This window comes from Pedobacter psychrodurus (genome assembly GCF_032678585.1).
Taxonomy (GTDB): domain Bacteria; phylum Bacteroidota; class Bacteroidia; order Sphingobacteriales; family Sphingobacteriaceae; genus Pedobacter; species Pedobacter psychrodurus_A.
Genome location: NZ_JAVTSN010000125.1, coordinates 1 through 1,308, shown reverse-complemented (window position 1 = coordinate 1,308; position 1,308 = coordinate 1). Strand labels below are relative to the sequence as shown.

The window sequence follows — 1,308 nt, the reverse complement described above, 5'->3', positions numbered from 1 at the left end:
TGGAGTTGCTACATTTGACTGGAGGGATTTAGTTGTCAGATTTAGGAAGAAACTATTAAATTTGAATAATATGGGCAGACGAGTGTTTGATGAATCCTTCAGAAAGATGGCTATAGCGCTTTCTTACACCAAAGGATCTGTAAAAGAGGTAGCTGATGAGTTAGGTATCAGCCAGACTCTTTTGAGTAAATGGAGACAACGGGAATCAGAGTCCGGTCAGGGAACGGCTGAATTGACCGAGGATCAGAAGCTAATTAAAAAGCTGCAAAAAGAGCTAAAAGATGCTCAAATGGAACGTGACATTCTAAAAAAGGCGGTGGGCATCTTTTCCAAGGGAGACGGGAGATATTCGGATTTATAAGGGAGCACCGAAGAATATTTTCAGTTGAAATGATGTGTAGAGTGTTTGAGGTAAGTAACAGTGGCTTCTATTATTGGTTAAATCATCCCAAGGGCAAACGTCAAGTTGAAAATGTCTTGCTATTAAAAGAAATCATAGAGATACATAACGACAGCAAAAAAGTTTACGGGAGTCCGAGGATTGCTGCCAAGCTCGCTGAAAAAGGCATCCAAGCTTCCAGACCCAGAGTAGCCAGGATAATGCGGAAGGCAGGGATTCAAAGCGTTATACGCAAGAAATGGGTAAAAACGACTGACTCAGATCATGTGCATCCTGTGGCAGAAAACGTTCTTAACAGAGATTTTTCGGCTGCAAGACCAGGAGAAAAATGGGTTTCAGATCTTACTTATATACGCACAGGTGCTGGATGGGTTTACTTGACAACGGTTATCGACCTTGCGGACAGAAAGGTAATTGGCTGGTCACTAAGTGATAATATGGAAGCCAAAAACACAACGGTTAGCGCATTCCAGATGGCAAAAGCAAACAGGAGAATTGGGGATACACTAATATTCCACTCTGATCAGGGAGTTCAGTATGCTTGTTCAGAGTTTAGGCAGCAGTTGGTGGGGTTACCAATAATTCAGAGTATGAGCCGAAAAGGAAACTGTTGGGATAATGCAGTTGCAGAGAGTTTCTTTAAATCAATGAAAACTGAGATGGTTTATCAAAAAACTTTCAAAACTAAAAAGCAGGCATACATAGCAGTCTTTGAATATATAGAGGTGTGGTATAACAGAAAAAGAATCCATTCAAAACTGGGTTATTTGACCCCTTTAGAAGTTGAAAAAGTAATGATGAATAGAAAAAGAACAGCATAAATTGCACAAAAGAAGAATCTAAATTAATGCTTCTCAAAAAAAAAATATCTGACAAAAAAAAATCTCTAGTATACTATTGCAATTCCA

2 protein-coding genes are annotated in these 1,308 nt (G+C 39.3%); both read left to right on the top strand.

Translation table 11 applies throughout. From position 1 onward, the window contains the following. A partial coding sequence (locus R2S57_RS30325) for a transposase (RefSeq protein ID WP_316848649.1) occupies nt 1–361 on the top strand: 361 nt, incomplete at its 5' end. Next, the gene (locus tag R2S57_RS30320) at nt 346–1,221 is read left to right on the top strand and encodes an IS3 family transposase (protein WP_316848650.1); all 876 of its coding nucleotides are present in this window, start codon (nt 346–348) and stop codon (nt 1,219–1,221) included. The genes R2S57_RS30325 and R2S57_RS30320, both read left to right, overlap by 16 nt. The last annotated feature ends 87 nt before the right edge of the window (nt 1,222–1,308 follow it).